Annotated in this window: 17 protein-coding genes; 14 read left to right on the plus strand and 3 right to left on the minus strand. The window is 57.6% G+C overall.

All coding sequences use genetic code 11. The features are described from left to right. Nucleotides 1–11: 11 nt before the first annotated feature. The 5 genes from BEQ56_04430 (at nt 12) to BEQ56_04450 (ending at nt 7,078) form a co-directional block, all read left to right on the plus strand. Complete coding sequence (locus tag BEQ56_04430; GenBank protein ID AOH42787.1) at nt 12–896, plus strand: DNA methyltransferase; 885 nt, start codon at nt 12–14, stop codon at nt 894–896. After that, a complete protein-coding gene (locus BEQ56_04435; protein ID AOH42788.1) occupies nt 890–1,684 on the plus strand; it encodes a 16S rRNA (cytidine(1402)-2'-O)-methyltransferase in 795 nt (264 codons plus the stop codon). Before BEQ56_04430 ends, BEQ56_04435 begins: the two co-directional genes overlap by 7 nt. Nucleotides 1,685–1,695: 11 nt before the next feature. Next, nucleotides 1,696–2,493, plus strand: a complete 798-nt coding sequence (locus BEQ56_04440) for a hypothetical protein (GenBank protein AOH42789.1) — start codon at nt 1,696–1,698, stop codon at nt 2,491–2,493. A 172-nt stretch (nt 2,494–2,665) separates the two neighbouring features. Further along, the gene (locus BEQ56_04445; GenBank protein AOH42790.1) at nt 2,666–3,388 is read left to right on the plus strand and encodes a ribonuclease III; all 723 of its coding nucleotides are present in this window, start codon (nt 2,666–2,668) and stop codon (nt 3,386–3,388) included. Nucleotides 3,389–3,445: 57 nt separating this feature from the next. Further along, nucleotides 3,446–7,078 (plus strand): chromosome segregation protein SMC, encoded by a 3,633-nt coding sequence (locus BEQ56_04450; protein ID AOH42791.1) that lies wholly within the window; start codon nt 3,446–3,448, stop codon nt 7,076–7,078. A 160-nt stretch (nt 7,079–7,238) separates the two neighbouring features. Here BEQ56_04450 and BEQ56_04455 read toward each other — a convergent pair whose 3' ends face one another. Next, complete coding sequence (locus BEQ56_04455) at nt 7,239–8,702, minus strand: phosphoglucosamine mutase (GenBank protein AOH42792.1); 1,464 nt, start codon at nt 8,700–8,702, stop codon at nt 7,239–7,241. Nucleotides 8,703–8,860: 158 nt separating this feature from the next. Between BEQ56_04455 and BEQ56_04460 the strand changes: the two genes are divergently transcribed. The 8 genes from BEQ56_04460 (at nt 8,861) to BEQ56_04495 (ending at nt 23,083) form a co-directional block, all read left to right on the plus strand. Next, nucleotides 8,861–11,341 carry an ATP-dependent DNA helicase RecG gene (locus BEQ56_04460; GenBank protein ID AOH42793.1) on the plus strand — a complete coding sequence of 827 codons (2,481 nt, stop codon included), beginning with the start codon at nt 8,861–8,863 and terminating at the stop codon, nt 11,339–11,341. 7 nt (nt 11,342–11,348) lie between these two features. Then, nucleotides 11,349–11,843, plus strand: a complete 495-nt coding sequence (locus BEQ56_04465) for a pantetheine-phosphate adenylyltransferase (protein ID AOH44404.1) — start codon at nt 11,349–11,351, stop codon at nt 11,841–11,843. Nucleotides 11,844–11,878: 35 nt separating this feature from the next. Then, a complete protein-coding gene (locus BEQ56_04470; protein AOH42794.1) occupies nt 11,879–12,367 on the plus strand; it encodes a hypothetical protein in 489 nt (162 codons plus the stop codon). 75 nt (nt 12,368–12,442) lie between these two features. Further along, nucleotides 12,443–13,924, plus strand: coding sequence for a hypothetical protein (locus BEQ56_04475; protein ID AOH42795.1), 1,482 nt, complete (start codon nt 12,443–12,445; stop codon nt 13,922–13,924). 19 nt (nt 13,925–13,943) lie between these two features. Further along, nucleotides 13,944–15,413 (plus strand): transcriptional regulator, encoded by a 1,470-nt coding sequence (locus tag BEQ56_04480; GenBank protein AOH42796.1) that lies wholly within the window; start codon nt 13,944–13,946, stop codon nt 15,411–15,413. A 259-nt stretch (nt 15,414–15,672) separates the two neighbouring features. Then, a complete protein-coding gene (locus BEQ56_04485; GenBank protein ID AOH42797.1) occupies nt 15,673–17,919 on the plus strand; it encodes a hypothetical protein in 2,247 nt (748 codons plus the stop codon). 54 nt (nt 17,920–17,973) lie between these two features. Next, on the plus strand, nt 17,974–20,199 hold the full coding sequence (locus tag BEQ56_04490) for a hypothetical protein (protein ID AOH42798.1): 2,226 nt from the start codon (nt 17,974–17,976) through the stop codon (nt 20,197–20,199). A gap of 193 nt (nt 20,200–20,392) precedes the next feature. After that, nucleotides 20,393–23,083 (plus strand): hypothetical protein, encoded by a 2,691-nt coding sequence (locus tag BEQ56_04495; GenBank protein ID AOH42799.1) that lies wholly within the window; start codon nt 20,393–20,395, stop codon nt 23,081–23,083. A 64-nt stretch (nt 23,084–23,147) separates the two neighbouring features. On the opposite strand, the gene BEQ56_04500 is transcribed toward BEQ56_04495, so the two are convergent. Next, entirely contained in the window at nt 23,148–23,528 is a 381-nt protein-coding gene (locus BEQ56_04500) for a hypothetical protein (protein AOH42800.1), read from the minus strand. Between the two features lie 105 nt (nt 23,529–23,633). Between BEQ56_04500 and BEQ56_04505 the strand changes: the two genes are divergently transcribed. Then, nucleotides 23,634–25,229, plus strand: coding sequence for a murein biosynthesis integral membrane protein MurJ (locus BEQ56_04505; GenBank protein ID AOH42801.1), 1,596 nt, complete (start codon nt 23,634–23,636; stop codon nt 25,227–25,229). Here the strand turns inward: BEQ56_04505 and BEQ56_04510 are convergent. Next, the gene (locus tag BEQ56_04510; protein ID AOH42802.1) at nt 25,185–26,822 is read right to left on the minus strand and encodes a hypothetical protein; all 1,638 of its coding nucleotides are present in this window, start codon (nt 26,820–26,822) and stop codon (nt 25,185–25,187) included. The genes BEQ56_04505 and BEQ56_04510 overlap by 45 nt on opposite strands. Nucleotides 26,823–26,869: the final 47 nt, after the last annotated feature.

Below are 26,869 nucleotides of genomic sequence, written 5' to 3' on the forward strand. Positions count from 1 at the left end.
ATGGAACTGGCATGATTCGTGTAGTCGCTGCTGAGAACCTCGCGTACCTGAAAACGCTTTCATCGGGAACGGTCGACCTGATTTATATCGATCCTCCGTTTAATACGGGGCACGAGCAGATACGAACGCATTACCGCATGACGCGCTCGGACGCGGGGACGCGGCGTGGTTTTAATGGGGTTACCTATAGCGACGAAATCCTGAGCGAGCGGCGTTATTCCGACAACTTTGACGATTATTTAAATTTTCTTCGGCCGCGGATCGAGGAAGCGCACCGGCTGCTGAAAGGGAGCGGTTCTTTTTATTTCCATATCGATTATCGTGAGGTGCATTACTGTAAGGTCCTGATCGACGAGATATTCGGACGGGATTCGTTCCTGAACGAGATTATCTGGGCGTACGATTTCGGCGGACGATCGAAGAAAAGATGGCCGGCGAAGCACGATAATATCCTGTATTACGCTAAGGACCCGGAACGATATACGTTTAATCGCGACGCGGTCGACCGTATTCCATACATGGCGCCGAGTCTCGTCAGCGAAAAAAAGCGCAAACTTGGAAAATTTCCGACGGATACCTGGTGGCATACGATTGTCCCGACGAACGGGAGAGAGAAAACCGGCTACCCGACGCAGAAACCGGCGGAGATCCTTCGCCGGATCGTCCGTGCGTCTTCGAATTCCGGCGACCTTGTCCTTGATTTTTTCGCCGGGAGTGGGACGACCGGGGCGGTCTGTGCCGAGGAAGGGCGCGACTGCATCCTGGTCGACGAAAATCCTGAAGCGATTGAAATCATGCGCAAGCGGATCCCAGGCGCGGAATTCTGCCCGTTCGGGTCGATCGGCGCCGGCGAGGCGCCGGAGCCTGAAACGGCGGGCCGGAACGGGAAATGCTGAATCTGGTTGCGACGCCGATCGGAAATCTTGGCGATATTACGCTGCGCGCGCTGGAGACGCTCCGCGCGGCGGATTTAGTCGTCTCGGAGGACACGCGTAAAACGGGAACGCTTCTTCATCATTTCGATATCCGGAAGCCGCAGCTTTCCTTCCGCGAGGATAACGAAGCCAAAGCGCTTCCGCGCGTGATGAACGCGCTTCGCGAGGGGCTGAACGTCGCGCTCGTTTCCGACGCCGGTTCGCCGTCGGTTTCCGATCCCGGGTTTACGCTCGTGCGCGCCTGCCTGAGCGAGGGGATCGCGGTCAGCGTCAATCCCGGCCCGACGGCGGTTGTCGCCGCGCTGACGCTTTCGGGACTCCCGGTGCATTCGTTCACGTTCCGCGGTTTCCCGCCGCGGAAGCCCGGTCAGCGCAAGCGCTTTTTTGAGGTCGACCGCCGCGCGCCGCATACGCTCATCTTTTACGAAAGTCCGCGTCGTCTGACCGGTTTCCTGAGCGACGCGCTCGATGTCTTCGGCGACCGGGACGCCGCCGTTGCGAACGACCTGACGAAGCTTTTTGAGCGGGTTGACCGCGGAAAACTCAGCGAGCTTCTGGCCGTTTTCCGTGAGAACGAACCGCGCGGCGAATATACGGTTGTTATCGCCGGCGCGGCGGCGGAAGCCGACCCGGCGCGGGCGGAACGGGCGGAGAAGAAACGCCGGTACAAGGAGCTGAGCCTGCGCGGGCGTGGGGAACCGATTGGGGACGGCCTGACCGATTCCGACGATGCGACCGAAGGCGATTAAGGAGCGGCCTCATGCATCGGTTCTTCCTTCCTGCAGGCAGCTTTTCTTCGGATGCAGTCCTGTTTCCGCCTGAAACGGCGAATCAGATCCGCCGCGTCCTTCGGCTTCGGGACGGCGAACGCGTTGTCGCGCTGAAACGGGAGGGGCGGGGCTTTCTCGTGGAGCTGACGGTCGACGATAGAGCGGTTCAGGGACGGATCGTCGGCGAGGCCGAATCGGGTCATGAAACGCCATACCGGATGACGCTGCTGACGCCGGTAACGCGGCGCGAAAAATTCGAATGGATTTTGCAGAAATGCACTGAGGCGGGGGTCGGTCGCTTCCTTCCGACGATTTCCGAACGCAGCCTGATCCGCTCGGCCGCGGATTTAGCCGGTAAGCGCGAGCGCTGGGAAAAGATCATTCTCGAAGCGGCGGAGCAATCCGGACGGGACCGCGTTCCTGAGCTCATGGAGCCGACGACGTTTGAGGCGGCGATCGCAGCCCGCACGGAGGATTTACCCGCTGATCCTTCGCTCAGCCCGGGGTCCGATCCGTTGCCGGCCCTGCCTTCCGGTTCGCTGAAGGTCCTGTTCTGGGAAGAGGCGGAGGAGTTGACGTTGCGGGCGCTGCTCGAAGAGACTCGGCGAACGGGGATGCCGTCGGACGTTTATTTAGCGGTCGGTCCCGAGGGCGGGTATGGCGCCGGGGAGGCCGCGGCGGCGCGGTTGGCGGGGTGGCGTATTGCGACGCTCGGGAAACGGATCCTGCGGATGGAAACGGCGGCGTTGGCGGCGGTCCTGCTGACGAATTACGGTCTGGAAATGTAAATTATTGATATAATGTTTTACGGTCCCAGCGGGATGAGAACGGCTCCGCGCTGAATTGGTTGATGAATTCGTTTTTTCAAAACTTTTTTGCGGAATGCATTCCTTAATTAATTCATAACTGCGGCGCTCCGGAATTCCCAGCTGGTCAGGGTTTTATAAAGGAGAAAAACGAATGAAGAAAAACGCACCATACGAATTACCGGAGGATTTTTCCAGGCGGATCGGGTTGACGTTCAACGACGGGCTGCTGCTGTATCGCGCGCTGACGCACCGTTCCTTCCTGAACGAACATGCCGACGCGATTGAAGACAATCAACGGCTCGAATTTCTGGGCGACGCTGTTCTGGGGTTCATTGTCGGCGCGTGGCTGTATAACGCGATGCCGGAGATGCCTGAGGGCGAGTTGACGAAGTATCGTTCCGCCCTCGTGCATACCGAGCAGTTAGCCTCGTTCGCGCGGGAAATCGATCTGGGTCGGGCGCTCCGGCTCGGGCGCGGGGAGATCATCGCTGGCGGCCGTGCGAAAACGCCGATTCTCTGCGACGCGTTCGAAGCGCTTGTCGGCGCGCTCTACCTGGATCAGGGACTGGAGGCAGTCCGCGATTTTCTGCGTCCGATTATGACCGAAGCGCTCGACGATATTGTCGCCAACCGTAAGGGCGAGAATCCGAAGAGCCAGCTTCAGGAGATCCTTCAGTCGCGTGGGCTGGACGTTCCGCGTTACGTCGTTGTTCAGGAATCCGGCCCCGATCATGCGAAAATGTACGAGATCGAGGTTCTCGTCGGCCCAAAGACGGTCGGCCATGGGAAAGGATCGAGCAAGCACGCCGCGACCAAGGACGCCGCGCTCAACGCGCTTTCGCGTTTGGGTTTTTATGGCGGGACGGCGGAGTAGCCGGCCCGGGCGCTTTCGTTATGGCTGAAGCGGACGGAAATGAAGCGGTAAAAACGCATGTCGACTAAATTACAATCGCTCGAGCTTCAAGGTTATAAAACCTTCGCGCAGAAGGTCCGGCTCGAATTTCCCGGCGCGATTACCGCGATCGTCGGTCCGAACGGTTCGGGAAAGTCGAACGTTTCCGACGCGATCCGCTGGGTTCTGGGGGAGCAGTCGTATACGCTGCTGCGCGGGCGGAAGACGATGGACATGATTTTCGCCGGCTCGGACCAGAAGGCCCGCGCCGGAATGGCGTCCGTGACGATTACGTTTCGAAACGAGGATGGCTGGCTCCCGATCGATTACGATGAAGTTGCGCTGACGCGGCGCGCTTATCGGAGCGGCGAAAACGAGTATCATCTCAACGGCCAGCGCGTTCGATTGAAGGATATCAATGAGCTTCTGGGGCAATCCGGATTAGCCGAACGGACATATACGATTATCGGTCAGGGCCTGATCGATACGGCGCTGGCGCTTAAAGCGGACGAGCGGCGGAGCTTTTTCGAGGAGGCAGCCGGGATCGGGCTTTTCCGTGGGAGGCGGGACGAAGCGGTCGGCCGTCTCGATCAGACGCGGCGCAACCTCGAACGGATCAGCGATATTTTAGCCGAGCTGGAACCGCGGCTGGCTTCTCTTTCGAAGCAGGCGAAGCGGGCGAAGGAGTACGAATCGCTCAAGGCAGATTTGAAGGCGCTGCTGCGCGACTGGTACGGGTACCACTGGCATAAGTCCCAGGGCGAGCTTTCAGCGGCGATCCGAGGCGTCGAGGCGCAGTCCAGAATCGCGGCCGAAGCGCGCGCGCGGCAGGGCGAGAAGGAACGGCTCGTGAATCAGATTCAGGCGCGGATTAAAGCGGAACGCGACGCGATCGGCGAGCTTCATCGTTCCCTTTCGCAGGTCCACGCGGCGAAGGAACGGGCGGCCCGCGAGGCGGCGATTTTGTCGGAACGGCTTATCGCGGCGGATCGCTCGCTGAAACAGTTTGGCGAAGAGAGCGAGCTGAATCAGGTCGAATATCAGCATCAGGAAGAGCGCCTGGCGCAGACGCAGCAGGAGATCGACAGGCTGCGAAAAGGGATCGAGACGGCGGGCGCGGAGAAAAAACGCGTTGAGGCCGAGCTCGAAACGCAGCTGGCGGAGATGAATACGCTTCGTCGCCGCTTATCCGACCAGCGGAACCAGAGCGCCGCGAAGGAAAATGATAAGGTCCGGGTTAAAGCGCGGCTCGACGAGGCGCGGGAGCGTTTGCGCTCGATCGACGTGTCAAATCGGACGTTCGAGGAGACGGGAAAAAAAGCGGAGTCTGAGTTGGCGGGAATTCGGGAGAAGCTCCGGCTTGCGGCCGAGACCGTCAGCGCGAATGAAGCGGCGTATCAGGCCGCGGCGAACGAGCTCGCGCAGGTCCGGCAGGAAGCCGACGCGCTCCTGACGGAACGCGCTGCGATTCAATCCGCGCTGGCGGAAATCCGTACCGCCCAGTCGCAGAAGAAAGCGCGGCTCGACGTCCTGACGAGCGCTGACGCGAACCTGACCGGCGTGAACCAGGGCGCGCAGTTTCTCGTCCAGGCGGCGAAGAAAAGCCAGCTCACGAAAGCGGTAACGACGATCGGCGCGCTTTTCCGCTTCCCGAAGGAAGCGGAAACCGCCGCCGCGGCGGTTTTAGGCGAGGCGCTGGACGGCGTTATTGTCGACCGGTCGGATTGGGCCGCGGCCGCGGGGCTTCTCCGCGCCGGGAATAACGGCCGCGTCGTTATTTCTGACGACGGCGGCGACCGGACAATGGAATCCGGCCCGAACGAAGCGCTGCTGGCTGCTGGCTGTGTACCGCTGATGGCGATCGTCGAGGCCGAGCCGGAATACGCCGCGCTGGCGCGGCGTTTTTTGGATGGAGCATACCTGATCGGCGGCGAAGCCGACGCGGCGGAAGCGTTCCGGAAAGCGGATGTGCTGCGATCTGTGCTTCGTCCGGGCGAGACGCTGGTGACGGCCGCGGGCGAGCGGTTTGATGGCGACGGCGTTGTTATCGCTGGAACGAATCCGAAAGTCGCGCTGCTGTCGCGGAAACGCGAGATGCGCGAGCTGGCGGCGGAGATCGAGCGGATCGGGACGTCCGAGGCGTCGGAAAACGCGAAACTCGGCGATCTCGCGCTGCGGGTTAACGAGAATTCAGTTCGTCAGTCGGCTATATCGGAAAAACGGAAGGAGCTGGCCGCCGCGCTTGACGGCGATCGGAAGGCGCATAGCAGGCTTCAGATCGACGTTCAAAAGCAGGAACAATTCATCGCGTTCCAGCGTCAGCGGATCCAGGAGAACGAGGCGCAGCGCGAGAAGCTCATGATCCAGATCAACGCGGACCGTCAGGCGTTAGCGGCGGCCGAATGCGCGTTGGAAACGATTCGAACCGAAATCCGCGCGCTTCAGGACGCGATCCACGCGATCCATCCGGAAGAGCTTCAAAGTCAGCTCCAGTATTGGACGATTGAGTATACCGTGACCGGAAAATCGATCCGCGAAGCGGAAGCGCGCGCGAAGGAAGCGGCCGCGCAGATGGAACGGAACCAGGCGCGGATTGCGGCGAACGGCGAAAAGATCCGCGCGATAGAGGACGAGATCGCGGTAATTAACGAACGGAGCGAGACGCTCCGACGCGAGGAGACGGAAAGCGGCGCAGAGGCGAAGCGGATCGAGGCCGCGATTCAGCCCGCTGAAGGCCGGTTAACCGCGTACGACCAGTCGGCGGCCGCGGCGCAGTCCGATTTTCAATCCGCTCAGCAGCGGTCGGCGGCGGCGGAAAAAAGCCTCATGATCGCGCAGCTCGAAGTCTCGCGCCTTCAAAATGGTCTGGATTCGCTGAAATCGCGGATCGAAGAAGATTTTGGATTGGTATCGTTCGATTTTGACGAAAAAGTTATCGGGCAGTCGACGCTTCCGCTCGGCGACCTCGTTTCCGAGTTAGCCAGTGTCGAAGAAATTCCGGAATCGCTCAACGACCAGATTCAGCGGATGAAATCGTCGATCCGGCGCATGGGGCCGATCAATCCGGAGGCGATCAGAGAGTACGACGAGGTTCAGGAGCGTTATGCCTTCCTGAAGACGCAGCTGGCGGACGTTCGTCAGGCGGATAAGGATTTGCGCGAGGTGATCGTCGAGCTGGAGGAGATGATGCGAACCGCGTTCCAGACGACGTTCGAAAAGGTCCAGTCGGAATTTCGCGACCTGTTTACCCGGCTTTTCGGCGGGGGTACGGCGAAGCTGGTGCTGACCGATCCGGACGATTTAAACAGCTCCGGGATCGATATTCAGGCGAAGCTTCCGGGACGGCGCGAGCAGGAATTATCCCTGCTTTCCGGCGGGGAACGCAGCCTGACGGCGGTTGCGCTCGTTTTCGCGCTGCTGCGCGTATCGCCGACGCCGTTCTGCGTATTTGACGAGGTGGACGCAGCGCTGGACGAAGCGAACGTCGGGCGGTTCTGCGAACTGCTGCGCGAGCTGAGCAATGAGATTCAATTTATCCTGATCACGCATAACCGCAATACGGTTGAGACGGCGGACGTTATTTACGGCGTGACGATTTCGAAGGATTCGATCAGCCAGGTTGTCAGCCTGCGGCTCGACGACGTTGATCAGTCCTATTTCAGCCGCGCCTGATTGGATTTGCGCCAGGACGGAGCGGCGGGTCCGGTCATACCGTCTTTAATCAGGATCTCCGGGAGGAATCCGTCCCTGTCAGGATCAGCGCGGCGCTCGAAGCAATATTCGGCGGAATGAGCATGAATCCTCCCGGAAGTATGGATAACTATGATTGGGTTTATTTAACGCGATCCGCGACTGTGTTCCCGTAGTTCAGGAGCGTCCTGACCATCTCGTCTGAATGCCCTTCCGCGTAGACGCGGAGGACCGGTTCGGTTCCCGACGGCCGGATCAGCAGCCATCCGTCGTCTTCCAGAATGTACTTGACGCCGTCTTTGGTCGAGATTTCCGCGACTTGGACGCCGCCGATTTCCGCGGGGGCCCGGCGGATGAGCATGTCGATCATGTCTTTTTTCGCAACCGGACGGGCGAGACGGATGTCGATCCGATCATAGCGGAACGCGCCGATTTCGTCTTCGAGCGACTGAACGAGTTCGGACAGCGTCGTTCCGCTCTTCGCGACCATTTCGGTCACGAGCAGCCCCATGATAATTCCGTCTCCTTCGGGAATATGGCCCTGGAAGGAAATACCGCCCGACTCTTCCCCGCCGATCAGGACCTCGCGTTCCATCATGTGATCGGCGATATGGTTGAAGCCGACCGGGGTTTCAAAAACGTCGACGCCGTACTTCCTGCCTAAAACGTCGACCATGCGCGTCGTCGAGACGGTTCGGACGAGCGCGCCGTTCAGTCCTTTTTCCTGACGCAGGTAGCGGGCGGCGAGGGCGATAATTTTATGCGGATCGACGAAGTTTCCCCGCTCGTCCATCGCGCCGATCCGATCGGCGTCGCCGTCGGTCGCCAGTCCCAGGTTCCCCAGTCCCGCGCCGATCGCGCTGGCAAGCGAGCCGAGGTAGCGTTTGATCGGCTCCGGATGAATCCCGCCGAAACCGGGGTTGAGCTCCCCGCGAATCTCGGTGACTTCGCGGCCAGTCCCCTGAAGAAGATTGGGGATGACGCCGCGCCCGGATCCATACATCGAGTCAACGACGATCCTCAGGTCTTTCGCGTTCGCGATCGTGTCGAAATCGATGAGCCTGCGCAGGTGCGCGCCGTATTCGATCGTTGGGTTGAACGTTTTGATCAGGCCCATGTCCCGGGCTTTTTCGTAGTCGAGGATATTCGGGCCGCGGCCGCGCGTCTCGTTGTCGTTCATGTACACTTCAACCAGGTCGCATTGTTCCGATAATGCGCTCCCGCCGAACGCGGCTTTCAGCTTGAAGCCGTTGTAGCGCGGGGCGTTATGCGACGCGGTGATCATGACGCCGGCGATCGCCCCGTAATTCCGCGTTGCAAACGAGATCGCGGGCGTCGGCGCGGCCGACTGGCTCAGGTAAACTTCGAAACCGTTCGCGGCTAAGATCCGCGCGACTTCCCGCGCGTACCGGTCGGAGAGGAACCGCGTATCGTATCCGATAACGATCCGGTTTGGATTTTCGACTTTCTCGACTTTGGAAAGCTTGAGCCAGGTTCCGGATTGAACCGCGTCGGCGACCGCCTGCGATACGATTCGCAGGTTATCAAAGGTGAACGTGTCGGAAATGACCGCGCGCCATCCGTCTGTCCCGAAATTAATTGCCATAAATTGCGCTCCTGTTTATCAAAACTGCGGTTAAGTTTACCTTTTTTTAAGCGATTTTATTCTGTTTTCTGACGGCGGGGCGTTCATAGTCGCCCCGGCCTCTGAATGTACCCGAAAGGACTGCGCAGCGCGTGAGAATGCGATAAAATAAGCATATTATGTTGTCTGCAAAAGAGAAGCTTCTAAAATTTATCAGTTTGGAAATTAACCGCGGCTGCGACAATCGCGCGGTCGTCGGCGGCATGATCCGATTCCTGCCAATCTGGAATCAGGAGTCCGGCGGCGACGAGCTCAGCCCGGAAGAGGACGAAGCGGTCCGTGCGTACCTGAACGGGTACGAGGAGATGGACCGTGAGGCGCGGGAGGCGGCGGGTCTCGCGCTGAGCGAACGGTTAGGCTCGCCGGTTTCGAAGAAGGCGAGTTCCCCGAGGCCTAAACCGGCGCAGTCCCGGCCACGTTCCGACGGGGCACGATTTGATGAGCGGCGCGAGCGAACGGATCGCCCGCCGCGATTTCAGGTCCGGAAGATCCGTTTCGACGACCTGAGCGTGAACAGCGAGATGCTGGAAAAGCCGGTCAGCGTCATTCCCGGGATCGGCCCACAGAACTCGCGAAGCATGGCGAAGCAGGGGATCTATACCGTCCGCGACTTTCTCTACTATTTCCCGCGCCGGTATGACGATTATTCGACGTTTAAGAAGGTCAACGAGCTCGAATACGGCGACGTCGTCACGATTATCTGCAACGTGTATTCGATTTCGACGGTCAAGCGCGGAGTCCGTCAGCTGACAGAGGCGGTCGTTGGCGACGGAACCGGGAAAATCCGTCTCGTCTGGTTCAACCAGCCCTGGATCGAACAGCAGCTCAAAGCGGGGACAGTTTACGTTTTCTCGGGAAAGGTCGACGAGTATCTTGGCCGCGCCGTGATGAACGGGCCGGACTGGGAAACGATCGACGCGGATCACCTGACAACCAACCGGATCGTTCCGATTTATTCAACCAATTCGCAGCTCAAACAGAGCTTCCTGAGACGGATGGCGTTTAATACAGTGAACCACTGGCGCGAGGCGCTCGGCGATTTCCTTCCGCCGGACGTCCGGCAGCGGGCGAAACTCGACGCGCTCCCGGACGCGATCGCCCAGATTCATTTTCCCTCGTCGCAGGAAACGCTGCGCGAAGCGCGGCGGCGGCTGGCGTTCGACGAGGTCTTTTTAGGACAGGTCAACGCGGTCCGCGCAAAGGCAGACTGGAAAAAGGCGTCGGCGACTTGCTTCCGGATTTCCGACGAGCGGATAACCGGTTGGACCGACCGGCTCCCTTACCGGCTGACCGAGGCGCAGTGGCGCGTTTTAAATGAAATGCGCGGCGATATCGACTCGGGTCACCCGATGAACCGCCTGATCCAGGGGGACGTCGGTTCCGGGAAAACAATCGTCGCGCTGCTTTGCGCGCTGATCGTCGCCAATTCCGGCGGGCAGGCGGTCCTGATGGCCCCGACGGGAATCCTCGCGGAACAGCATTATCAAAACCTGCTGAAGCTGCTGGAGGCGTTTACCTTCCCGGAGAGCGGGTTGAACCTTACGCCCGGGAATACGGCGCTCCTTTCAGGCGGGACATCCGAGACCGAAAAACGGCGGATCACCGACGCGCTTCAATCCGGCGAAATCCGGCTCGTCATCGGGACGCACGCGATTCTCGAGGCCCCGATTCAGTTTCGGAATCTGGAACTGGCGATTATCGACGAACAGCATCGTTTCGGCGTCAGGCAGCGGGCAATCCTGCGTTCCAAGGGGGAAAGTCCGCATGTCGCGGTCATGAGCGCGACGCCGATTCCGCGCTCGCTCTGGCTGACCGTCTTCGGCGACCTGGACGTTTCGGTTATCGACCAGCTCCCGCCGGGGCGGATCCCGATTGAAACAAGCGTTTTCCCGCCGGTCGCGCGGGAACGCGCCTGGTACTTTGTCGAGGATCAGCTCAAAAAAGGCCGGCAGGCGTACCTGATTTATCCGCTGATCGACAGCGGCGACAACGGCGAAAAGGACGAAGTCGCGGCGGTTAAGTCGTTCGAACGTCTTCGCGACGAAATCTTTCCGCATCGGCGCATTTCGCTCCTGCATGGGAAATTGAAAGACGCGGAAAAGGACACGATCCTGACCGCTTTTAAGGATCATGAGGTCGATTTACTGGTGTCGACGTCGGTTATCGAAGTTGGCGTCGACGTTCCGAACGCGACCGTTATGGTCATCGAAGGCGCGGACCGCTTTGGCCTGGCGCAGCTGCACCAGTTCCGCGGTCGGGTCGGCCGCGGCGACGCGCAGTCGTACTGTATCCTGATCCCCGAAAAGGACGATTCGGTCGAGAACGACCGGCTCGTTGCCATGACGCAGACGAACGACGGCTTCGAGCTGGCGGAGAAGGATTTGGAAAAACGCGGCCCGGGCGACGCGTTGGGAACGCGCCAATCCGGCCTGACGGAATTCAAGCTGGCGACGCTTTTCGATCTGGAACTGATCCAGCTTGCGCGCGCTGAGGCGGAACGGATTTTTTCCGCCGATCCCGACTTATCCGCGCAGGAGCATCAGGCGCTTCGGGTGGAAGCCGAACGCGTTGAAAAGGTCATTCAGACGGATATCAGTTAGCGACATGATTATTACCGCTCTCTTTCCCGGAAGTTTTGACCCCGTGCATTACGGGCATCTGGATATCGCGGTGCGCGCGTCGAAGCTGTTCGATCGGCTGGTTGTCGGCGTTTACGCGTCTCCGGATAAACGGACCGTCTTATTTACGCAGTCCGAACGGATTGAGATGTTTTCCCGGGCGGTTGCCAATTATCCGAATATCGAGGTCGTCGGCTACGACGGACTGACGGTGCAGTTCGCGAAGAAGATCGGCGCGTCGGTCATGGTTCGCGGGCTGCGCGTGTTTTCCGATTTCGACTATGAATTCCGGATGGCGCTCGCGAATCAGGAGATTCATCCGGATATTGAGACTGTCTCTCTGATTACGCATCCGCGCTTCATGTTCCTGTCGTCGTCGACGGTTAAGGAAATCGTCTTGAATCAGGGCGATCCGAAGACTATGGTCCCGCCGCACGTTAAAGAACGGTTCCTCACGAAAGCCGCGGAGAAGCCGCGTTTATAATAATCAGGAGCTATCGGATATAATTTTAATAGATCGTGATCGCGTCGCAGGAAGCAGGTGAAATTATGGATATTCATACACTGATTGACAAGCTGGAGGACTTAGCGAGTCAGGGAAGATCGGTTCCGCTGACGCGAAACGTTATTGTCGACGAAGATCGACTGTTGGATATCATCGATCAGATGCGCGTGTCGATTCCGGACGAGATTAACCGCGGGAAACAGATCCTCGCGCAGCGCGATCGGATTTTAGCGCAGGCGTCGGAAGAGCAGGCGCGGACGATCGAGATCGCCAACGAAAAGAAGGAACAGCTGATTTCCGCGTCGGAAATTACGATTGACGCGAAGAAACGGGCCGATCAGATCGTTTCGCAGGCAATGACCGAGGCGGAGATGATCAAGCGCGAGGCGGATAAATACACGCTCGAAAAACTGCGGCAGCTGGAAGCGGAGATGGAACTGGCGCTGAATCAGGTCCGCAACGGGATTCATCATATCCAGCGCGATCAGGGCGGCGACGACTGAAGCGCTTTCGCGTGGGACCGGGCGATTTTCAGCGGCTCTTTCCGCGCCGGCTCTCTTTTTTCCTATTGATTTGAAATGAACCGGAATCAGAACGGCAATTCGATCGCGGCGAACGTCCTCCTGTATGGAATCGGCGGCATCCTGTCGCAGGCGGCTGGTTTAATTACGCTGCCGATGATGGTTCGGTCGCTGACGGCGTCGGAATACGGGACGATCGAAGTCATTACCTCGGCGTCGGGTTATTTTTCTCTCCTGATCGGACTGAATACGATTTCGGGGCTGTATCGTTTCTTTAATGAAACCGACGAAGCGAGCGGCGAACGGCGGACGGTCGTTTCAACCGTGATGATCTTCGTTTTTCTTTGCGGCCTGGCGATCGCGCTGGGGGCGATTCTTTTTTCGTCGGCCCTGTCGTTCCGGCTTTTCGGGAGCGGTGGGAATGCGGCGCTGATCCGATTGGCGTTTCTTTCGATGATCCCTGTTTCGGTTTACACGTATGCGATGGGGCTGCTTCGGCTTCAGAACAAGGCGCTTCCGTATATCGTTATTTCGCTGGTCGTTTCCGCCGCGTACATGGGGTCGATCCTGTACTGGGTCGGGTTCCGCCGGACCGGCGCGCCCGGCTTCTACGTTGCGCAATTCACCGCCAACCTGATCGGGACGATTTTAGCGCTTGCCGGCTCGCGGCGCTACCTGACGTTCGCGTTTTCGCCGCGCTGGTTCCGGCGGATCGCGCGCTATTCGTTCCCGCTCGTTCCCGGCTCGATTCTGGCCTGGTCGCTGTCGGCGAATAACCGGCTGGTCCTGAACGCGGCGGCGGGCGAGGTTCAGGTTGCTTACTATGGGCTGGCGAATAAGGCCGCGATTGTGATTACGCTGGCGACGCAGGCGTTCTGCAACGCGTGGGAACCGATGATGTACGCGCTGTTTCGCGAGGAGGACAGGCTCAGGTGCACGCTGCCGAAGATGCTGACGCTGTTCACGTATGGGACGCTGCTGATCGCGGCGATCATGATGACGGGGGCGCGGGAGATATTCCTGCTCCTGGCGCCGCCGGAATATCTCGTCGGCGTCGGGCTGCTGGCCGTGATCCAGCTGCGCTGGCTCTTTACCATGGGGGTTTACGTCGTCGACCCGGGGACGGCGAAGACAGGGCGGACGATCTGGGTAACGGTCATGCTGGCGGCCGCGGTCGCGGCGAACCTGATCGCGAATCGGATTCTGGTCCCGCTTTTTGGGCTGACCGGCGCGGTTTTCGCCGAGCTGATCGGGTATGCGGCGGCGATGATCGGACGGTGGATCGTTTCGGACCGCCTCTTCCCGATCCGTTGGGACCGGCGCTTTTTTATCCTGGCGATTGCGCTGTACGCGCTTTGCGCGGGGGTTCAGACGCGGCTGGTTTTCTCCTCGCTGAATCCCGCGGCGGCGTTCGCGCTGCGTTTCGCCGCGACGAGCGTCTTCGCCGGGACGCTCTGGGCGGCGCAGGGGGCGGACTGCCGGACGGAGTGCGTTGAGCTGGGGAAGAAGGGCTGGGCGCGGATCCGGAAGTGGGTCTGAGGTGAGAATTGGGGGGGAGATGATAATAAAGAAGAATCAGGACTATGAAAGAAATTTGGTTCGAGAATTGATCTCTCTACCGTGTGAGACAGAATGGGTCGAATTTAAACATAATATGTGTGACCCCCAACAAATAGGCGAATACATTTCTGCTTTAGCAAATTCTACTGCTCTGATCATTAGACCGAAAGCTTATATGATCTGGGGTGTGGATGATGCTACGCATAAACTTATCGGAACATCGTTTAATTTCAGGACCTGCCGGAAAGGCTCTGAGGAACTGGAATTATGGTTGTCTCGAATGTTGAGTCCGAGCGTTGCTTTCAGATTTTTTGATGTTGAGGTGGATGACGTTAGAGTAGTATTACTGGAAATTCCTGCCGCTGACAGGCAGCCGGTCAAGTTCTCAGGGGAGGAATTTATTCGAATTGGATCGAATAAGAAGAAATTAAAAGAATATCCGGAAAGAGAAAGAGCCTTATGGCGCGCTTTCGATACGACGCCCCATGAGCTTAGGAATGCAAAAGAGAATATATCGCCAGATTACATATTAAAATCATTCGATATTGCGGGATATTATGAAAAGATGGGCTTTGCGTTGCCTGAGAATAAGAATAAAGTTATCGACGATTTTTCTAACGAAAAATTCATCAGGAAGAACGACCATGGAGGATTCAGTATCACGAATTTAGGTGCGTTGTTGATTGCTAAAGATCTAAGAAGCTTTGATGAATTAGGACATAAGCTTGTCAGGGTTATCTGGTATAAAGAAAACAACAGACTGGAAACGATCCGCGAGAAAGTATTTAATAGCGGATATGCTATTTCTTATGACGAAATTGTCGAATACATTTTAACAATTATTCCGCAGGAGGAAGTTATAGAAGATTCAATAAGAAAGTCTGTTTTAGCGTACCCGGAAATAGCGATTCGTGAATTGACGGCGAATATGATTATTCATCAGGCAATTGATCAGAGGGGAACGAATCCGATGATTGAAGTCTTTAAGAACAGAATTGAGTTTTCAAACGTCGGCTCGCCTTTGGTCCCGGTTGAGCGAATCGTAGATACGGTCCCGGTTTCTCGAAACGAGAATCTTGCGGGATTTATGCATAAATGTGGAATTTGTGAAGAACGTGGAAGCGGTTATGATAAAGTGATTGACGCTACTGGAAAAAGAGCGATGTTAGCGCCAAAGATAGAAATCCAGAACGATAGATTTACGAAGGTTACACTGTATTCGAAAATCCCGTTAGATTTAACGAGTAAGGAAGATCGGATCAGAACCTGTTACATGCAAGCCTGTTATGCCTATGTTAATGGCGAGGCAATAACGAATAATAATATTCGGAATTTATTCGATATAGATTCAGCCGATAAATATAAAGCGTCGCGAATTATCAAAGAATCGCTTGAAGCAGGCGTAATCAAACCGATTCAACCGAATATGGCGCCAAGACACAGGAAATACATTCCAATATGGGCTTGATTTAAGTTGCGGTAAGTTGCACAAAATTTGACTTGAAGCAACGATATTTGATTTATATCGGCTTATTCTTTTTGAAAAACGCCATATATGGAGAGGAAAAGAATGAAAGGACAACGGCTTTCAGTTGCAGCGTTTGAATTGGAGCATGAACAATCCGGCGTGATAAATATAGCGGTCAACGCAGGGTTCGTCCTGGAAGGTTGAGCCTTCGAGGCAAATCACAGGAAAGCTGAGGCAAACTGATTTATAATTTTTCATCATGGAAACGAGACGAAAGAATCGCAGCTATCACCCTTTTCTGATCGGGGTTATCATCGCGGCGGGGATTGGCATTCTGGCGCTGGTATTCGATTCGCTCGCCGTAGTTCCGACGCATGTCGGAATGGGGCCGTTTAAGCAGGGGCTGCTGATCGCGCTGGCGTACCTGTTCCTGATTGCGTTCGACTTGCGCTGGAACGGGTATTCGCGAGGTTCGGCTATCGCCTGGGGCCTGGCGATTTCAGGGGGTGGATATTTTGTCCTGATCAACGTCTTCAGCTATCGGTACCCAACGGCGAAAGCGCTCGATCGGATCGGGTTTTACTCGTTTCTGGCGCTGATGGCGCTGCTGTCGGGTTTGCTGCTGCGGCTGAACGCGCTGTCGGACGGAAAATTCTGTCGGCCGATCGGGTTGAGCGAGCGATTCGCGAACGTATTGGCGATCGTATTCCTGATCCTCAGCCTGCTGCCGGTCGTGCAGAGCGGTTTTTATTGGGACGACGCCTATTTCTCGGTCCAGCTTCCCGGGCTGCGCCTGGCGGGCGGGTCGATCTGGGAGCGGACCTGGGGCGAGATCGTTCGCTACGTTTCGCGCGGCCGGATCAATCCGTTCGCGACGTTTCAGTTTTTCTTTTTCTATCTTCTTCCGGACGCGCGCGCGTATAAAGTTTTCCTGATCCTGATGACGATCCTGAGCGTCCTCTCTTTCTGGATCTTAGCGCGGCGGATTTTCGGTCCGCGGAGAATCGTGACGCTGTCGATATTGCTGCTGCCGATCTGCTTCCAGCTGCGTTTGTATCATGATCCGCTGGTTTCGTATTATGGATTGATGCAGGTGCTGATGATCGAGTTCTGCTGGGCGATGACGCTATGGATCGATTTCCTGCGGAGCGGGCGAAAGGGGCGTCTCGTCGGGAGCCTCGTCCTCTTCATGATCGGGCTGCTGACGTATGAGATGTTTTATCCGCTGCTGTTGATTTTTATCATGACGGCGGTTTTCGAGCGGAAATCGGTTCCGGCCGGGCTGCGCGCCGCGTGGGGCCATCTTCTGATCACGGCGCTGCTTTTCGCGTTGACGATCGCGCTTAAATTTGCTTCGCCCGACGGCGCGGCGGGGTATTCCGGGACGACCTTTTCGGCGAATCCAGGTAAATTCTTTGCCGCATGGCTGAATCAGGCGACGGCGGCTTTCCCGTTCGCTTATCGCCTGAGCGCGCCGGAGTCGCTCGTCCTGACGCGGCTCGTTTTCCCGCGCGAGATTTTCAAGACGACGTTCTCGACGTTTATCGGCGGGATCGAATGGTGCGACGTTACCGCGCTGCTCGTCCTGTTCGTGCTGCTGTCGGAACTGCGCAAGGCGTTCAGCCCGGCAGAAGTTAAACCGTATCATTTTGCTTTCGGGCTGGCGCTATTGGCGCTGTCGTCGGTCGTTATCGCGCTGAGCCGGAAATATCAGGAGGAGCTCGTTCCTGGCGTCGGCTACCTTCCGGTTTTCTTCGGCTACTTTGCCGCGGCGTGGCTGATTTTTATTGGAGTTGCCCGGATCTTCCCGTGGCTGTCCCGGCGCATGGGGGCGAATACGCCGTTCCTGATCGGTTTTTCCGTCTTCGCGGTCCTGTACTGCATGAATCAGCAGACGAACCGGGCCGTGATCCGTGTATTGAACGAGGGGTTCCTCTATGGGCGCGAGACGGCGGAGGAAGCGCTCCGCGGCGGGATCCTCGATCCCATATCGGACGGCGACCTGCTGATCTCAAATCAGCCGTCGGCGCTCTGGGAAACCGGATGGGAGGGGGAATATTCTTCAGCGCTTTTCTACTCGCTGAACAGCGGTTGTCCGGTTAACGCGATCTCTGCGCGCGCCTATCATCAGGCGATTCAGGACGAAGCCTTCGCCGCCGAATTCGCTTCGAATCGCTACGTGATCGAGTCCGCGGGGAATCAGGACAGTGGCTTCGTGAAATTCGGGAAGCTGATCCAATCCGACCCGCCGGAGGATGGGGCGACGGAAATGGCCGGCGGGCCCGTTCAGCTCGAAAATCCGATCGTTAATTCGGTTTACGTTTTTATTCGCGGTTTCGACCGGACCGCGGACGCGATTTCGTATGTCGGCTGGAGCGGGAACGGGGTTACGCTTCCGATTCGCGACGCCTGGCTGATTCGGACGACCGCGGCGGGAAGGCTCTATAAAGTCGACGATCCGAAAGCGATCCTCTTCGATTCGATCGGACTGACTTCGTTTCGTTAATCGGCGCGCGGAAACGGCGGCGAATCTGAATCTGGAAAAGCTGAGAAAAGAATCATGAATCGATTGCTAACGTCTTCAAAAATACGCACGGTTTATTCGTCGCTCAAGCAGCTGGGCTTCTGGTTCAGCGTGCTGACGGTTTTCGGTGGCGTTTACGGCTTTTTTGGCGAAACACGGTCTGGGAAAATCTTTTTCGTTGTGATTTTCCTGGTCGGCATATTCCTCGATCGCCAATCAGAACGTTCTCTTGAGTCAGCGGCGGTCCGGCTCAGGATCGGTCCGTTTACGCTGTCGCGGAAGCTGATTTCGCGGCTGGCGCTGACGGCTGGGCTGGCTGGCGTTTATATCGCGGAGCGGAGCGCGCTGACAGGAACGCCGTCGCGTTTCGGGTATTTAACGCTGCTGCTCCCGGTTTGGGCGGTCCTGCTCCGGATTCCGATCCGGGACGCGGAGGAACGCGGGAATTCGTTCTTTGCGGTATGGAATCCTGAAATCTGGATCCTAGGGCTGACGGCGCTGATGCTGACGCCGATGCTGGAAGGCGGGTATTATTGGGATGACGCGGTGAACGCGACGGTTTACGGCGCGGAACGCTTCGACGCGGCGCCGCTGTGGCTGAATTTATCGGTGTTTATTCAGAAATACTTCGCGTTGGGACGCGTTAACGTTCTTTCAGTCTACTATTACTTTTTCTTCTTGCTGCGGAACCCGCTGATTTATAAAACGCTGATTTTACTGTTCATCCTGTTGAATCAGTTTTTATCCGGAATGATCGTTCGAAAGATCACCGGCTCGAAACGCATGGGGCAGCTGGTGATGCTGATCGCGCTGCTGTGTTTCCAGATGCGCCCGTATCAGGACGCGCTGACCGGATTTTACGCGCTGATGCAGCTGATTCTGGTCGAGCTGCTGCTGACGGCGTATTGGCTGATCAAGTATGTCCGCGAGGGGAAGCGCCGGTACCTCGTCGCATCGGTTTCAGCGTTCGCGATGGGGCTGTTCACGTATGAAGTCGTGTTCCCGTTCTTGCTGATGATCCCCGTGATCGCCTGGGCGGAGTCGCGGAAGGTCAGGCGTGTCGTTGCCGTCAGCCTTCCTTACGTCGCCGTCTGGCTGGCGGCGGTCGGCGCAGTCGCGTACGTGCGGCTGAACCTGGACGCCGGGCTGGGGTACAGCGGCGCGGCGTTCAGTTGGGATTGGACGGCGATCCTGCGAACCTGGCTGAGGCAGACAGTCGCCGGGCTGCCGCTGAATTTTCATACGTTTGGGACCGAGGCGGCGATCCTGAGCGACGTTACCCAAATCGATCAGGTATTCAATTTCACGCCGGTAAAGCTGCTGTTCGCGATGAATGTTCTTGATTTCGTCCTGGCCGCGATCGCCGCATGGCTGATTTTCCGCGTTTTTTCACGGCTCCGACCGGATGCGCGCCCCGGATCGCTGCGGACGCTTGCCGCGCTTGGCGCGTCGCTGTTCCTGCTTTCCGGCGTCTCGATCGCGCTGAGCCTCCGTTATCAGGGTCAGCTTGTCCCCGGGTTGGGATATCTTCCGGCGTATCTGGGTTATTACGGGACGGCGATGCTGACGACGGCGCTGATCGGCGCGCTGTCTTCCTGTTTCCGGACGTGGCGCTACGCTGACCGATGGATCCTGAAGGGGCTGACGGCGGCGTATGTCGTGGTCTTCGTAGTTACGCTGCAGGAGAACCGGAGCGTCCTGAACCTGCTGGACCGGGCATTTTCAGATCCGTATCGGGCCGGCTGCGACGCGCTGGCGGCGGGGATATTCGATTTTCTGCCCGGGAACGCGGCCGTCCTGACGACGAATCCGGGCGATTATCTTTGGGAAGCGAACTGGAATGAGACCGGAATCGAGGGTGAATTCTGGACGATGGAATCCGGGCGGAACTTCCTGAACGGGACGCTGCGCGCGGGGCGGTTTCCCGCGCCTGGCGAGGCGTTCGCGGATCCCGGCGCGCCTGTTTACGCGTTTGAGTATGGCGGGAACGAGCTCGGGACGTTCGCGAAGTTAGGGCGTGTCGTCGAGGTCCGGACGGAAGCGGACGGCGGACGGAGCGTCCTGACCGACGGCGTGATTTATTTTATGGGCGGGAACTTTTTAAGACGTTCGGACGTTTCATATTTAAACGGAACCGGCGAGTTCATGCGTCTGTCGGGGAAGGCGATGCTGCGCGTCCGGGAGGACCGGCGCGGAACGATTTTCCACCTGCCCGAAGCGGAGACGCTGCGCTTCGAGACGCTTGACGTCGTGGGGTTTTAAGGGATTCAGATGCGAAAAGTTCAGGACATGCTTTATGCTGATGATGGCGCCGGCGGTCCGATCGGGCGGGAAAACGTTTCGTTCAGGAACGGGGTTTTATCCCGGCGGGGTTTATGGTACGATTAGAAAATCAGATTCATCAATCTGAACGTTTCCCTGCCGGTTCGGGGGGAGAGCTATGAAGGAGAGTTGCATGAAAAATCCGCAGATGATACTGAAAAAAGCATGGCAGGCCGTCCTGGCTGTCGCCGTCGTCGCGCTGATCGCGGCGGGGTCGGTTTTCGCCGCGACCGAGTTCCTGAGCGGCGGGGACTGCAAAGCGTTTCATACGGACGGGATCCTGTTTACCGGAAGCGTTTCGATAACCGGGACGACGGTTGAAAAATGGCGCGATCGGGTCCTGGTGACGATTACCGATCCGAACGGCGTTGAATACACGACGGGCAACGACCGGGTCAAGGAGCTGATTTTATACGCCGCTTCGGACAGCACGCCCTACCAATGCCAGCAGCTGTCATCGAATCCGCCGAATCCGCCGAACTCGTTCAGCTGCAACAGTTTCCCGAAGAACGGCGTCATCGCACGTGTCGGGATCCGTTTCATCCCCGCTTTCCAGGGCCCGAACCCGACCGACCCGGCGCTTCCGGGAAAATATACGATTAAGATTAACAGTCTGGTCGTTACGACGGATCAGCTGCTCGACGGGCACGCGACGATCGACGCGGTTTCGACGGCTTGCGCTTGGAATATGTCGATCCGGGAATGGATCCCGGACCCGGACGGAACGCCGAAGACGGATAAATTCGTGTTTAATGCGAATAAAGAAGCTGCATGCCATGACGGCGGCGTCGTGCAAACGGCGCAGACGCTCAGTTTTAAGGACGAGCCCGGAAAGGCGTTTACGATCGTCAGCCTGCCGTTGGGCGAGGCGTTTGATACCGGGCGCGTTCGCTTTTACGGCGATAAGGTGATCAAGGAATTTGATTATAGTATAGAATTGAACTTTAAAAATAATGTTAATGTCGACTATAAAGTAACTTATGCGTATCATAAGGGTACAAATCCAGCCGATCACTCGGTGAATCCGATAGGTTTTGTCCCTGCCGCGCCTTGGGCGACTGTTCATAACGAACTGCCGCTCCGGTTTGTAGGGGGAACGATCAAAATCGATGTTGGGGCGCTGCCGTTCGAGAGTCTTCCGACGGTTTCGGATTTCAAGTTTACGTTCTATTATGCGAATAAGAACCCAACGCTGGGCTACGAAAACTCCATGTTCCATTTTGAACGGGAGATGAGCGTCGTCTTTTCGCGAACGTGCGATGTCGCGACCAACCTGAAATATCGGACCACCAGCGTCGCTTACGACCCCTGCATCCCGACGAAGCAGGTCGCGTCGATCAGCTTCACGGATGCTACTGGAAACGGGTATAATCCGATAACTTCGGTGCCATCGCTGGCCGGTTCGGATATGCCGCCGGCGGTTGCCGGCGGTTATATCCCTACGTCGACCTTTGCCGCGGCGCCTTTGCGGAACTGGTACTTTGAGGTCGAACGCTGCAAGAACGCGACCTGCACGGATAAGGAACGGCAGTCGGACACGTATATCCACCGGATTTACGTCGACGACGCCGAGGTGGATAACCGCTGGTGGCACTATAACGCCACTCCTGAAGCCAATATGCGCCGATATACCGGAATCCCGCTGAAGACTTTTCAGGGCGCTGGCCGGCCGTTCGAGATCAAGCAGATGGACGTGACGATCCGCGGCGCGGGAACGTATTTCGTGCGCGCGATGATGCCGGATATCAGGATGTCCGGTGCCGGAAGCGGACCTTGGTACCCGAACAACGCGATGATGGAATTCTACCTGACGGTTCCCGAAAAAGCCGGCGAGAATACCTGCTCGAGCGAGGGCTCGGACGGGATGTATAAGGTGATCTGGGATGGCTGCGGCGAGAATTACGTTCCCCAGACGCAGAAGTTCGAAGCGGTCAACGAGAAATATGGGTTTATCTCGAATTATTCGGCGCTGACGCTCGAATACCGGTTGAACCCGTCGAAGTCGAGCCTGACGTCGGTCGCGGAGATCGCGGAGCTGGAATGCGAATGGCAGCTGTTAGCCGAGGGATACACGATCGATGGGTCCGGCTGCTATAAGGATAAGATTATTCTCCCGCCGTTCACGCGCGCGATTATCAAGGGCGGGAAGATCGTTATGCCGGTGAAGCCGACGTTTTATCAGAACGATACGCTCAGCGAATTTGTCATGGCGTATACGCGGCGAACCACGGAACAGAATACTAACCTGTTTATTAACGCCACGGATCAGGAATGCCCGCGCGAGCCGATTCCGGATACCGGGTATTCGCTGCGTTCGCCGGCGCCGATGAGCGCGGCGGATCAGTCCGGCTTTATTTTCACGGGCAATACGCTCGAGATTCCGGCGATCGGGCTGGGGACGGAATACCCGATTGAAATCGTGCATATCAACTATCTGAACGGGAAGGACCTGTCCGGCGGGTATGACCTGAAGGTCTTGGGCGGGTATGTCGGCGAGCTTGAGGGCGGCGCTTATCTTCCGTATCCGGGGAATACCGTCCTGACGGGGCATTATTATTCTCAGGGCGTCTTCGTCAACCTGACCAGTCTGCATATGGAAGATGAAATTATTATCTATGGGACGGACGGATATAAGTACACGTACCGCGTCAACAACTCGTTCTGGACGAAGCCGGACGACGCGTACATGATGTTCCAGCCGAACGGCGAGCGGTCGCTGACGCTGGTGACCTGCGACGATTATAACTTTATCGACGACGAGTATAAAAAGCGCTATATCGTCCAGGCAACGATTTCGTCGATCGAACCATATAACAAGGAATAAAGGTTTTATTCATAATTTTACGGTAAAAAAACCGCTCTTCAAAGAGCGGTTTTTTTACCGTAAATCAGTCGTCTTTTTTGATCGCTTCGCGGGCTTTCGCTAAAATATCTTCGACGTCCGCCGCAGCGTCTTTCACGACGTTCTCAGCTTCTTCCGCAGCGTTTTCGGCCTTTTCGGCGGCGTCGCCGCGGGCGGCGGCCAGCGCGGCTTTCGCGCGTTCAACGCTGTCGTTCGACGACGGCGCGGCGGTTTTCGCCGTTCCGCTTCCGGTCTGCGCGCCGCTTTTATCGAGGAGATACCCGACCGCCAGTCCGCCGATCAGCCCGATTGTCAGCGCAGTGTTCAGGTTGACCGAGTCGACGAACGTTCCGACGGCGTACCCCAAAACGATCCCAACGATGCAGCAAATTATTAAAATCCGATTCGCAGCCATGACTTCTATCATCCTCCGATTCCTTAATAGATTCAATCGACGCTCCTGATTATACTTCATGCGCCGCGATCGCGTCCGTTCGAGCGGGGCGGGCGGCATCCGTGATAAAATGAACAAATGCCGGAGAGATCAAGAGAACAGGTTCCCTCGAAAGGATCTTCATTTATTAAATCGACCGCAATTTTAGCCGGGGCGATGGTTTTTTCTCAGATTTGCGGGCTGCTCAGTAAGAGCCTGCTCGGGTCGACGTTCGGAACGTCGGCGGAGCTCGACGCTTATCTGGCGTCGAACCGGCTGACGGAAACGATCTTCAACCTGGTCGCCGGCGGCGCGCTCGCCAGCGCGTTCGTCCCCATGTTCAGCACGCTGCTGGACCGGGATGACGCGCGCGGAGCCTGGAAGCTGGCGTCGAATATCGTCAATATCCTGATTCTTGTGCTGCTGGTCCTGACGGCGCTGCTGTACGCGTTCGCCGGGCCGGTTGCGGAGAACTTTCTCGTTCCCGGGTTCAAGGCGCAGGATCCGCTGATGCAGCGGCTGACCGCCGAGCTGCTGCGGATTCAGCTGCCGTCGATCCTGATTTTCGGTCTCAGCGGCTTGCTGATGGGGATTTTGAATTCGCATGGGAACTTCCTGCTTCCGGGATTGGCCCCGGCCATGTACCAGATTGGCATCCTGATTGGCGTGACGATCCTGGCGAAGCCGTTCGGGATCCGCGGCCTGGCGTATGGCGCGGTTCTTGGCGCTGCGCTGCACCTTTCAGCTCAGCTTCCCGGCTTAATCCGGATCCGGACAAAGCGCTATTTCGCTTCGTTCGGGTTCCGCGACAGCGCTGTGATCGAGGTGATCCGGCTGATGATCCCGCGGCAGGTCGGCGCGTCCGCGGTCCAGCTGAACTTTCTGGTCAATAATTTTATCGCTTCGTATCTTCCGGCGGGCTCGATCACCGCTGTGTCGTTGGGCCTGACGATTATGCTCATGCCGCAGGCGGTTATCGCTCAATCGGTCGCGACCGTTTCGCTGCCGCGCTTTTCGGTCCTGGCCGGGCGCGGCGAGCTGGACAGAATGCGCAGCGCGCTGGCGGATACGCTGCGACTGGTGCTGCTGCTGTCGCTGCCCGCGGCGGTGGGGCTGATTCTCTTCGGGAGCGAGATTGTGCGGCTGATTTTCGAACGCAGCGCGTTCAATCCGCAAATGTCGGAAATGGTGAATTGGGCGCTGCGCTGGTACAGCGTCGGGCTGGTATTTCATTGTATCGTTGAGGTCGTATCGCGCGCGTTTTACGCGGTTCACGATACGAAGACACCGGTGATCGTATTGTTCTGCGCGATGGGCCTGAACATGGCGCTCAGTTTCCTGCTGACCGAAGGATTTTCGCGCGCCGGACTGTATCCGCATGGCGGGGTGGCGTTGGCGAATTCGATCGCGACCGGGTTGGAAATGGCGGCGCTGCTGACGCTGATGCGCCGGAGGCTGGACGGCCTTTCCGGAAAACGGATCGTCCGCGTGCTGGTTCAGGGCGGGGCCGCGGTCAGCGCGATGATCGCGTTTATTTTCCTCTGGCGCGCGGCGGCGGGGAAGCTCGCGCCGCTGCTGTATCTTGCCGGAGGGATTGGCGGCGCGGTCTTCGTGTACGCGGGTGGCTGCCTGGCGGCGAAGGTCGAGGAATCAGCGCTGATCCGCCGCGCCCTTCGCCGTTTTTTCGTCCGATGAAACGGACTCATGATACGATTTTTCCGTATTCACGTTCCAGATATTCGCTTTCGTTTCCAGCCCGGCGCATAAATTTTTGACCGCTTCGAACGCGGTGACCATCGAATGGTCCGTGTTGTTGTAACGGTGCTGCCCGTTGCGCCCGATACAGGAAAGGTTGGCGATTCCGTCAAGCCAGCCGGTCAGCTCGCCGATCCGGTCGTAGGTATCGAAGTAGGCGGGATAGGCCTTCTGAACGTGTTCGACATGCCAGTCGAGGACGTCGCCGGCTTCGGCGACGCCGATTTTTTCGAGCTCGCCGATCGCAAACGCGCTGAACGCTTCGTCGCTCATCGTCCAGAGATCGTCGCCCTCGGCGCAGAAATATTCCAGCCCGATTCCGACGTTCTTTTCAAAATCGCTGATCAGGTAGGGCGACCAGTTGTTGAAAACCTGGATCCGCCCCATCCGCACATTCGGTTCCTGAACGTAAATCCAGCAGTCGGGAATTCGATCGCCGACGGTCCGGAGCCGCGTCCTGTTCTTCAGGAGCAGCTTTTTCAGCTGGAGCCCTACGGTAATAAAGTCGCGGTACGGAAGGCCGGCGGCGATTTCGCGGATCGGCGCCGGAACCGCGCCGGGGTTCGCTCGTTCGATCCCGGCGATCAGGTCTTTCAGCGGCATGGAAGAAAAGACGGCGTCAGCGGCGAGCGTTTCTTCTCCGGCCGGACTCTCAACGATTACCGAGGCGATCCGTCCGTTCGCGAGCGTCAGCCCTACCGCTTTCCGGTTCATGCGGATTTCGCCGCCCATCGCGCGGATTTCGTCGGCGACCTTTTCCCAGAGCTGTCCCGGACCCAATTTCGGGTACCAGAAGCTTTCGATCAGCGACGTTTCGACGGTCCGCTTCTTCCGCCAGGCGGACGGGAGGATTTTTGAAAGCATATCGGCGAGAATCCTGCGAATCGAGAGCCCTTTGACGCGCTGCGCCCCCCAGTCGGCGGAGATTTCCGACGGGTGGCGCCCCCAGACTTTTTCCGTGTATGACTCGAAGAAAAGCGCGTAAAGCTTTCGCCCGAACCGGTTGCAGTAGAAGTTTTCCAGCGAGGTTTCCGGGAGCTTGACAACGTAGGTTTTCAGGTAGCTGAACCCCGCTTCAAGCGTCCGGATCAGTCCGAGGTTCCGGAAGGTCTGAGCCTTGAACGAAATCGGGTAATCGAAGAATTTTCGGAGCGAATAAATTCGCGAAACACGGCGACGGAGAAGCATGACGAGGTCGGTTTTCTCAGGGTCAGGCCCGCCGGGAACGTACGGCTTTTCCTCGCCGGGGCCGAGGATCCGGTCGTCCTTCGCCGGCGCGCCCTGGATCGGGAGCCGCTCTTCCCACCAGCGCATGACGGACGCGTCTTTGGAAAAGAAGCGGTGACCGCCGATATCCATCCGGTTCCCGTTGTAAACGACCGTTCGGGAAATCCCGCCGATAGCGTCGGAGGCTTCTAAGATCTGGACGTCAAAGCGGTCGCCCGCCGTTTTCAGGATTTCATATCCCGCCGTCAGCCCCGCCGGACCGGCGCCAATAATGATTACGCGTTGTTTTTTGGGATCGCTCGTCATTGCAGTTTGTCCTCGTTTGTGTTTATGGTGTTTTTTTATTCAGGCAG

The organism is Anaerolineaceae bacterium oral taxon 439, assembly GCA_001717545.1.
Classification (GTDB): domain Bacteria; phylum Chloroflexota; class Anaerolineae; order Anaerolineales; family Anaerolineaceae; genus Flexilinea.

Bases quoted from the DNA above. Each gene is read 5' to 3' on its own strand.
- BEQ56_04430 (AOH42787.1), top strand. From the start codon at position 12: ATGATTCGTGTAGTCGCTGCTGAGAACCTCGCGTACCTGAAAACGCTT.
- BEQ56_04435 (AOH42788.1), top strand. From the start codon at position 890: ATGCTGAATCTGGTTGCGACGCCGATCGGAAATCTTGGCGATATTACG.
- BEQ56_04440 (AOH42789.1), top strand. From the start codon at position 1,696: ATGCATCGGTTCTTCCTTCCTGCAGGCAGCTTTTCTTCGGATGCAGTC.
- BEQ56_04445 (AOH42790.1), top strand. From the start codon at position 2,666: ATGAAGAAAAACGCACCATACGAATTACCGGAGGATTTTTCCAGGCGG.
- BEQ56_04450 (AOH42791.1), top strand. From the start codon at position 3,446: ATGTCGACTAAATTACAATCGCTCGAGCTTCAAGGTTATAAAACCTTC.
- BEQ56_04455 (AOH42792.1), bottom strand. From the start codon at position 8,702: ATGGCAATTAATTTCGGGACAGACGGATGGCGCGCGGTCATTTCCGAC.
- BEQ56_04460 (AOH42793.1), top strand. From the start codon at position 8,861: ATGTTGTCTGCAAAAGAGAAGCTTCTAAAATTTATCAGTTTGGAAATT.
- BEQ56_04475 (AOH42795.1), top strand. From the start codon at position 12,443: ATGAACCGGAATCAGAACGGCAATTCGATCGCGGCGAACGTCCTCCTG.
- BEQ56_04480 (AOH42796.1), top strand. From the start codon at position 13,944: ATGATAATAAAGAAGAATCAGGACTATGAAAGAAATTTGGTTCGAGAA.
- BEQ56_04485 (AOH42797.1), top strand. From the start codon at position 15,673: ATGGAAACGAGACGAAAGAATCGCAGCTATCACCCTTTTCTGATCGGG.
- BEQ56_04490 (AOH42798.1), top strand. From the start codon at position 17,974: ATGAATCGATTGCTAACGTCTTCAAAAATACGCACGGTTTATTCGTCG.
- BEQ56_04495 (AOH42799.1), top strand. From the start codon at position 20,393: ATGAAAAATCCGCAGATGATACTGAAAAAAGCATGGCAGGCCGTCCTG.
- BEQ56_04500 (AOH42800.1), bottom strand. From the start codon at position 23,528: ATGATAGAAGTCATGGCTGCGAATCGGATTTTAATAATTTGCTGCATC.
- BEQ56_04505 (AOH42801.1), top strand. From the start codon at position 23,634: ATGCCGGAGAGATCAAGAGAACAGGTTCCCTCGAAAGGATCTTCATTT.
- BEQ56_04510 (AOH42802.1), bottom strand. From the start codon at position 26,822: ATGACGAGCGATCCCAAAAAACAACGCGTAATCATTATTGGCGCCGGT.